The sequence below is a fragment of the Pseudomonas persica genome (assembly GCF_900291015.1).
Classification (GTDB): Bacteria; Pseudomonadota; Gammaproteobacteria; order Pseudomonadales; family Pseudomonadaceae; genus Aquipseudomonas.
Genome location: NZ_OLKL01000083.1, coordinates 1 through 320, shown reverse-complemented (window position 1 = coordinate 320; position 320 = coordinate 1). Strand labels below are relative to the sequence as shown.

Annotated in this window: 1 protein-coding gene; it reads right to left on the bottom strand. The window is 63.4% G+C overall.

Annotated elements, in window-relative coordinates; all coding sequences use genetic code 11:
• Window positions 1–320, bottom strand: a 320-nt coding sequence (locus tag FQ664_RS27345; RefSeq protein WP_178091064.1) for an immunoglobulin-like domain-containing protein, incomplete at both ends; no start/stop codon positions are given.

Below are 320 nucleotides of genomic sequence, written 5' to 3'. Positions count from 1 at the left end.
TTGTAGACATCGTTGGCCGGGGTCTCGAAATCAACACTGCCCTGGGTCTTGCCCGCCTCAACAGTGATGGTCTGGCCGTTGGACAGGGTCACAGTCACCGGAGTCTGCGCCGGGTTGCTCAGGGTCACGGTGTAGGTGATCACGCCGCCTTCGGTCACCGACGGGCTCGCCGTCAGGGTCGCCGTGGTGGTGTCGACCGAGTCGTTGATCGTGGTCTGAGCCGGGGTCGGATTCGGGGTCAGCTGCTCGAAGTTGCCACCCGTGGCGCTTTCGATGGTCACGCTAACGGTCGAGCCGTTGTTGTAGACGTCGTTGGCCGG